Here is a 7,605-nt window from a genome sequence, read left to right on the forward strand (position 1 = left end):
TCGTCTATGTCCGCTCGATCGGCCGGAACCAACTGGGCGAAATCGTGCTGAGCTATGCGCGCTGGGTGCTGGTGCGCAAACGCGAACCGGGAGCCCCGGCGCATGCCGAGCAGGTGCCCGAACTTCCGAAGGTCGTCGCTCCCGAAGAGCTTGGCGAGGGCTGCCCGACACTCGATCTCACCGCCTATGACGATGCGCTCGCGGGCTCGGCGTTTCGCTGGGGCCATTATGCGGTCGGCGAACGCATCGACCATGTCGACGGCATGACGGTGGAGGAGGCCGAGCATCAGCTTGCGACCCGTCTCTACCAAAACACCGCAAAGGTGCATTTCGACGCCTRTGGCGCGCGCGAGACGCGTTTCGGCAAGAGATTGATCTATGGCGGCCATGTCATCAGCCTGGCCCGTGCCCTATCGTACAACGGACTCGGAAACGGCCTTCACATCGCGGCGATCAATGGTGGCAGGCATGTCGCGCCACTTTTCGCGGGCGATACGGTCTATGCCTGGAGCGAGGTGCTGGAGAAGGCTGAGTTGCCGGGCCGCAGCGATGTCGGCGCCCTGCGCCTGCGTCTCGTCGCGACCAAGAACCTGCCTTGCGGGGAGTACCCCTTGAAGCTGGGCGATCAATATGCCGGTGGTGTCATCCTCGATCTCGATTATTGGGTGCTGTTGCCGCGCTGACGGGTAAGCATAAAGTTACAGATTGAGATTTATGTAACCACCGATTCGCTGCCTCGCATTGCAGCGCGGGAACGGTTTCTATAGAGAGCCAATCACTCTAGAACCATTCCCAAATGGATCGGGCCCCCGGCGGGCCGCAGAGTCGGAGAGTTCATCTTGGCCGAAACCAAACCGATCGCGCGCCCGCTTTCGCCGCATCTGCAAATCTACCGCTGGTCCTGGACCATGGCGATGTCGATCGCGCATCGCGTCACCGGCTCGGCGCTCTATGCCGGCACGGTCCTCATCGCCGCCTGGCTCGTGGCCGCCGCCTCGGGGCCGGGGGCCTATGAAACGGCTCAGGCGATTGCCGGCTCCTTCCTGGGGCGCCTGGTGCTGTTCGGCTATTCCTTTGCGCTACTGCACCACATGGTCGGCGGCCTGCGCCATTTCGTCTGGGACATGGGGTACGGCTACGACCCCGAGACGCGCATGAATATGGCGAAGTACAGCGTCTTCGTCTCGGCGGGCCTGACGATCCTGCTCTGGATCGTCGCCTACGCGATGCGCTGAGGAGTTTCGTCATGTCGTCAAATTCTTCCATGCGTACCCCGCTCGGCCGCGTTCGCGGTCTCGGCTCGGCCAAGTCCGGCACCGGCCATTTCTGGCTGCAGCGCGTCACCGCCGTGGCGAACGTCTTTCTGACGATCATCTTCCTCGGCGTTGTGATCTCGCTCTTCGGCAAGCCCTATGCGGCTGCTGTCGCGACGCTGTCGCACCCGCTGGTCGCGATCCTGATGCTGCTCTTCACCCTGTCGGGCGCGGTCCATATGCGTCTCGGCATGCAGGTCGTGATCGAGGACTATGTCCACCACGAAGGGCTGAAGATCTTCGCCGTGATGGCCAACACCTTCTTTGCGATCGCGATCGGCGCAGCTTGCGTCTTCGCGATCCTGAAACTCTCTTTCGGAGGCTGAACCCGATGGCGATCACCAGAGCCCAATCGGTCCCGGCCTATACAGGCCAGGCCTATCCGATCACCGATCACACCTTCGACGTCGTGGTTGTCGGCGCCGGCGGTGCGGGACTGCGCGCGACGGTCGGCTGCTCGCAAGCGGGCCTGAGGACTGCCTGCATCTCCAAGGTGTTCCCGACCCGCTCGCACACCGTCGCCGCGCAGGGAGGCGTTGCCGCTTCGCTTGGCAACATGGGCAAGGACACCTGGCAGTGGCACATGTACGACACCGTCAAGGGGTCGGACTGGCTCGGCGACCAGGACGCGATCGAGTATCTCGTGCGCAATGCGCCGGCGGCCGTCTATGAGCTCGAGCATTGGGGCGTGCCCTTCTCGCGCACCGAGGACGGCAAGATCTATCAGCGGCCCTTCGGCGGCATGACCACCGATTTCGGCAACGGTCCTCCGGCCCAGCGCACCTGCGCTGCCGCCGACCGCACCGGCCACGCCATGCTGCACACGCTCTATGGCCAGGCGCTGCGCTACAACACCGAGTTCTTCATCGAGTACTTCGCCATCGACCTGATCATGGACGAGGATGGCGTCTGCCGGGGCGTGATCGCGCTCAAGCTCGATGACGGCACGCTGCATCGCTTCCGCTCGAAGATGGCGATCATGGCGACCGGCGGCTATGGCCGCGCCTATTTCTCGGCGACTTCGGCCCATACCTGCACCGGCGACGGTGGCGGCATGGTGCTGCGTGCCGGCCTGCCGCTGCAGGACATGGAGTTCGTGCAGTTCCACCCGACCGGCATCTATGGCGCCGGCTGCCTGATCACCGAAGGGGCTCGCGGCGAGGGCGGCTATCTCACCAATTCCGAGGGCGAGCGCTTCATGGAGCGTTACGCTCCCTCCGCCAAGGATCTGGCTTCTCGCGACGTCGTCTCGCGTTCGATGACCATGGAGATTCGTGGCGGACGCGGCGTCGGCAAGAACGGCGACCACATCTACCTGCATCTCGATCATCTCGACCCGAAGATTCTGCACGAGCGCCTGCCGGGCATCTCGGAGAGCGCCAAGATCTTCGCCGGCGTCGATGTCACCCGCGAGCCGATCCCGGTCCTGCCGACGGTGCACTACAACATGGGCGGCATCCCGACGAACTATCATGGCGAGGTGCTGACCAAAGTCGACGGCAACCCCGATACCGTGGTGCCTGGCCTGATGGCGATCGGCGAAGCGGCCTGCGTCTCGGTGCATGGCGCCAACCGCCTCGGCTCGAACTCGCTGATCGATCTGGTCGTCTTCGGACGTGCCGCCGGTTTGCGCTGCGCCGAAATCGTGACGCCGGGCGAAAAGCAGCCCGAGCTGCCGAAGTCATCGGCCGATCTCGCGCTGACCCGCCTCGACAAGTTCCGCAATGCCTCGGGCGGCACCCCGACGGCGGAGCTGCGCAACCGTATGCAGAAGACGATGCAGGACAACTGCGCCGTCTACCGAACCGGCGAAACGCTGCAGGAAGGCCACAAGCTGATCCACGAGGTCTGGGCCGGTGCCTCCGACATCGCGACCACCGACCGTTCGCTGATCTGGAATTCGGATCTGGTCGAGACGCTCGAGTTCGACAACCTGATCACGCAGGCCGTCGTTACGATGGATTCGGCGCTGAATCGTCCGGAAAGCCGTGGCGCCCATGCCCGTGAGGACTATCCGGAGCGCGACGACAAGGACTGGATGAAGCACACCCTGTCCTGGATCGACGACGAGAAGCGGACCGTCACGCTCGACGACCGCCCGGTCCATACCTACACGCTCTCGAACGATATCGAGTACATCAAGCCCAAGGCGCGGGTGTATTGAGGACGATCTGACCGATGGCCGAATTCAATCTCCCCGCGAACTCACGACTGACCGAAGGCAAGGCCTGGCCGAAGCCGGCCGGCGCCAAGAAGCTGACCGAGTTCAAGGTTTATCGCTGGAACCCGGATACCGGCGAGAATCCACGCACCGACACCTATTATGTCGACCGCGAGGATTGCGGACCGATGGTCCTCGACGCCCTGATCTGGATCAAGAACAAGATCGACCCGACGCTGACCTTCCGGCGCTCCTGCCGCGAGGGCATCTGCGGCTCCTGCGCCATGAACATGGACGGCAAGAACGGGCTGGCCTGCACCACCGGCATCGATGAGTGCGGCTCGAAGGGCAAGGTCGCGATCTATCCACTGCCGCATATGCCGGTGATCAAGGATCTGGTGCCGGACCTCACACGCTTCTATGCGCAGCACGCTTCGGTCGAGCCCTGGCTCAAGACCACGACGCCGGCGCCGGAGAAGGAGTGGGCGCAGGGCAAGGAGGACCGCGAGAAGCTCGACGGCCTTTATGAGTGTATCCTCTGCGCCTGCTGCTCGACGTCCTGCCCGAGCTACTGGTGGAATGGCGACCGCTATCTCGGTCCTGCCGTGCTGCTTCAGGCCTATCGCTGGCTGATCGACTCCCGCGATGAGGCCACCGGCGAGCGCCTCGACGACCTGGAGGATCCCTTCCGGCTCTATCGCTGCCACACGATCATGAACTGCGCCAATGCCTGCCCGAAGGGCCTGAACCCGGCCAAGGCGATCGCAGAGATCAAGAAGATGATGGTGGCGCGGCAGGTCTGAGGCGCCACTCATTCGACGGTGTGGTCGTCTGACGCGACGGCCTGCGCCGGCTTAGGCGTCCTGGGCGCATTTCGGGGAGAGGCTTCGGCTCTCGCCCGATGCGCCGGAGACTGATTGGCGATATCGGGCTGGCCTGGGCGCGCGACCGGATCCTCGGGATCAGAGATATCGCGTCGGCGCGAATGGGGCCGGATCGGCGATCGGCTTCTCGCCGCAGATCTGCGCAGCCAGGATTTCGCCGGTGACGGGCCCCGTCGCAAAGCCGATATGCTGGCTGCCGAAGGCGAGCCAGAGACCGGGATTCCGCGGCGCTGCCCCGATCATCGGCAATGAATCGGGCAGGGTCGGCCTGGCTCCGCGCCAGGTCGTGGCTTCGGTCGCCTCGGTCAGGTCAAATGCTTCCTTCGCCCGTGGCAGGACGGCGTCGATCTGCGCGAAATTCGAAGGCGCATCCCGGTTTGCGAGCTCGACACCGCTGGTCAGACGGTAGCCCTTTTCCATCGGCGCGAGGAAGTAGGCGGATTCGACGTCGTAGAACGGGCGCGAAAGGCTGCGCCCGTCGCCTGCCTTGTAATGGCGGTGATAACCGCGCTCGACATTGAGCGGGACGCTCAGCCCGAGCGGGTGCAGCAGGTCGGTGCTCCATGGGCCGAGCGCGACCACGGCGATTCCGGCATCGAAGCTGCCGGAATCGGTCGTAGCGCGCCAGCCCTGGGGTGTCCTGGAGAGCCCTGAGGCGGCGGCGCGGACGATCTTGCCGCCGCGCGCGGCGAAGAGCGCCGCATAGGCTGCGACCACGGCCTGCGGCCAGTCGACCGAGCCGTTGTCCCGCAACCACAGGCCGGCCGAAAAGATCGGGTTGAGATCGGGCTCGACCGCCGAAAGGGCCTGCCGATCGAGATAGTCGGCACGAAAGCCATGATCCTCGAGCCACTGCTGCTCGGTGCGGGCAGCCTGTTGACCGGCCTCGCTGCGCCAGAGCTTCAGCGTACCGGTTTCACGCAGGCGATGGCTGATTCCAGCCTCTGCCATCCACGCCTTGTGCAAGGTCAGGGCCTGAGCCGTCAGACCCTGGAGTGCGGCAACGCGCGGCGCGAGACGGGATGGGCGCGTCTCGGCGAGGAAGCGCAGGACCCAGCCGGGATTCCGCAGCAGGTGGCCCCAGCGATAGCGCACGGCAGCGTGCTGGTTGCCGAGATAGTTCGGTAGGCTCTTCCAGAGCGAGGGATTGTTGAGCGGGACGACGGAGGTCGGGCTGACCACGCCGGCATTGCCGTAGGAGGTTTCGCTGCCGGGCTCGCGCCGGTCGATCAGGGTGACCATGAAGCCGCGTTTCTGCAGCGCGAGCGCACAGGAGACGCCGACAATGCCGGCGCCGAAGACAAGCGAGGTACGGGTCATGCGAGGGAGGTCTCTCCATCCACCGGCACGTGCAGCCAGTGGTCGAGGAAGCCGTCGAGCCAGGCCCTGACGGCGGGATCATAGCGATACCAGCCTTCGAGATGCTGATGGCGCAGCTGGGCCCCGGGCATCAGGGTGCGCTCATGCGCGCGCACCGACCAGCGGCACATCATCGCCGGGGTCACCTCGGGATGAAACTGGATGCCATAGGCCTTGGGGCCCGAGCGAATGGCCTGGACCGGGAAATCGCCCCCGGTTGCGAGGCATTCGGCGCCGCTAGGGCAATCGAAGCCCTCGCGATGCCATTGGTACACGGTCGAGGGCCAGGCGAAGCCGGCCTCGCTCGCATGCGAATGCCCGGCTTCCGTCAGCGCAAGATCGTAATAGCCGATCTCGGCCCGGCCCTGTGGGTGCGTGTAGACGGTGCCGCCCAGATGTCGCGTGAGCATCTGGGCGCCCAGGCAGATGCCGAGAAAGGGGGCCTCTTCCTTCAGGCAGGTGCCGATCCAGTCGATCTCGGCCTTGACGAAATCATCGGGGTCGTTGGCGCTCATCGGGCCGCCGAAGATCACGGCGCCGGCATGATCGCGCATGGTCACCGGGAGCGGATCGCCGAAGCGCGGCTTGCGGATATCGAGCGCGTGCCCCCGCGCCGCCAGAAGGCGGCCGACCCGGCCGGAGGTCGAATGTTCCTGGTGCAGGACGATCAGCACAGGCTTCGGTGCCGGCCTGTTCCTGCTGGGGCGAAGGGGGGAGCGGAGCTTGCGGGCAGCGCTGAGACGAAAGGGCTGATCGTTCATCACGGGCTTCGGATCGCTCACGCGCCAAGGTCGCGCCCAGTGGCGCACCATCCATCCATGAACTGACAATGCGGTTCCATGCGGGACCGAGCAAGCAATTCATGCGCCAGGGTTGCATGGCGCGCAGGTGTTTTTTGCATGGCGGCGCCCTGATTCCGCCGGGAGCGCACGCTTCTTGACTTCAAGTTCACGATAGGTCATGAGAATGAACGTTCATTCTCATTTCGGATTCCTCGTTTGCCACCACCCTTTGCCTTCGCCTCTTCCGAGCGTGCCCTGACGGAGCGCCATTCGCGCATCCTCGATGCGGCGGAGCGCGTCTTCGCGCGCGCCGGTTTCCATGCCGCAACGATGAATGACGTTGCGGCCGAGGCCGGCATGAGCCCGGGCAATCTTTACCGCTACTTCGCCTCCAAGGACGTGATCATCGCTGGGATGGCCGAGCGGGACCGGGCTTCGATCGTCGCAGATTTCGCGGCGCTTGATCCGCGCGCCGGCAACCTCCTTGACCAGCTCGAGGCACTTGCGCGGCGGCATCTCGTCGATGAGCCGCGCGAAAAGGCCATCATCGCGTTGCAGATCTGGGCGGAAGCCGCACGCAATCCGGAAATGGCGGCGATGTGCGCCGATATCGACGGCATGGTCATGACAGGCCTGACGGTCGCGGTCTCCGCGGCCAAGGACGGCGGCGAGCTGCCGGCCGATCTCGACGAGGTCCGCTTCCTGCAGGCGATGTCGATGCTTGCCGACGGCTTCTTCTGCCGGCGCGCCTTGGATCCGAATTTCGACACCGAAGCTGCTGCCGAGACGATGTTCACCGCGATGCGCGGATTGGCTCAGGCAATGCGCCTGCAATCCCCACACACAAATCAGCCATGACTGATTCGAAGGTTATCACCATGTTGCCGCTTCCCCTCGCGCTGACGCGCCTGGCTGCCCTGTTCCTGCTGACCCTGGCGCTGCTGCCGTCTGTCTCGGCCTCGGCCCAGACGCCAGCCAGCGCGGCCGCGCAGGCAACGGCTCCCGCCCATGGCCCGGCCGTGACGGTTACCCCGGCCACGACCGCGGAAATCGTGCAGAGCGTCGTGGTCTCCGGCTCGATGATCGCGCGCGACGAGGTTCTGGTT

The 7,605-nt window shown here is 64.9% G+C and carries 8 protein-coding genes and 1 pseudogene; 7 read left to right on the forward strand and 2 right to left on the reverse strand.

Features of this window, described 5'->3' with window-relative positions; translation table 11 throughout:
• The 5 genes from AC1D34_RS30865 to AC1D34_RS30885 all read left to right on the forward strand — a co-directional run.
• Positions 1-683: MaoC family dehydratase (locus AC1D34_RS30865; RefSeq protein ID WP_476826281.1), on the forward strand; the 683-nt coding region annotated here is incomplete at its 5' end.
• 156 nt (positions 684-839) lie between these two features.
• Positions 840-1,235, forward strand: a complete 396-nt coding sequence (gene sdhC / locus AC1D34_RS30870; RefSeq protein WP_441492726.1) for a succinate dehydrogenase, cytochrome b556 subunit — start codon at positions 840-842, stop codon at positions 1,233-1,235.
• Positions 1,236-1,246: 11 nt separating this feature from the next.
• Positions 1,247-1,639 carry a succinate dehydrogenase, hydrophobic membrane anchor protein gene (sdhD, locus tag AC1D34_RS30875; RefSeq protein ID WP_476826282.1) on the forward strand — a complete coding sequence of 131 codons (393 nt, stop codon included), beginning with the start codon at positions 1,247-1,249 and terminating at the stop codon, positions 1,637-1,639.
• 5 nt (positions 1,640-1,644) lie between these two features.
• Entirely contained in the window at positions 1,645-3,477 is a 1,833-nt protein-coding gene (gene sdhA / locus AC1D34_RS30880) for a succinate dehydrogenase flavoprotein subunit (protein WP_043242101.1), read from the forward strand.
• Positions 3,478-3,491: 14 nt separating this feature from the next.
• A complete protein-coding gene (locus AC1D34_RS30885) occupies positions 3,492-4,277 on the forward strand; it encodes a succinate dehydrogenase iron-sulfur subunit (RefSeq protein WP_069878688.1) in 786 nt (261 codons plus the stop codon).
• Between the two features lie 159 nt (positions 4,278-4,436).
• On the opposite strand, the gene AC1D34_RS30890 is transcribed toward AC1D34_RS30885, so the two are convergent.
• Both AC1D34_RS30890 and AC1D34_RS30895 read right to left on the reverse strand, forming a co-directional pair.
• The gene (locus tag AC1D34_RS30890; protein WP_476826283.1) at positions 4,437-5,678 is read right to left on the reverse strand and encodes an NAD(P)/FAD-dependent oxidoreductase; all 1,242 of its coding nucleotides are present in this window, start codon (positions 5,676-5,678) and stop codon (positions 4,437-4,439) included.
• Positions 5,675-6,478, reverse strand: a complete 804-nt coding sequence (locus AC1D34_RS30895) for a glutamine amidotransferase (protein ID WP_441492728.1) — start codon at positions 6,476-6,478, stop codon at positions 5,675-5,677. The genes AC1D34_RS30890 and AC1D34_RS30895 overlap by 4 nt, the downstream gene beginning before the upstream one ends.
• A 237-nt stretch (positions 6,479-6,715) precedes the next feature.
• Between AC1D34_RS30895 and AC1D34_RS30900 the strand changes: the two genes are divergently transcribed.
• Positions 6,716-7,357, forward strand: a complete 642-nt coding sequence (locus AC1D34_RS30900) for a TetR/AcrR family transcriptional regulator (RefSeq protein ID WP_441492729.1) — start codon at positions 6,716-6,718, stop codon at positions 7,355-7,357.
• 20 nt (positions 7,358-7,377) lie between these two features.
• Positions 7,378-7,605: pseudogene (locus AC1D34_RS30905) on the forward strand (efflux RND transporter periplasmic adaptor subunit); the annotation flags it as partial.

It is taken from the genome of Allobosea sp. P1_A7 (assembly GCF_056406775.1).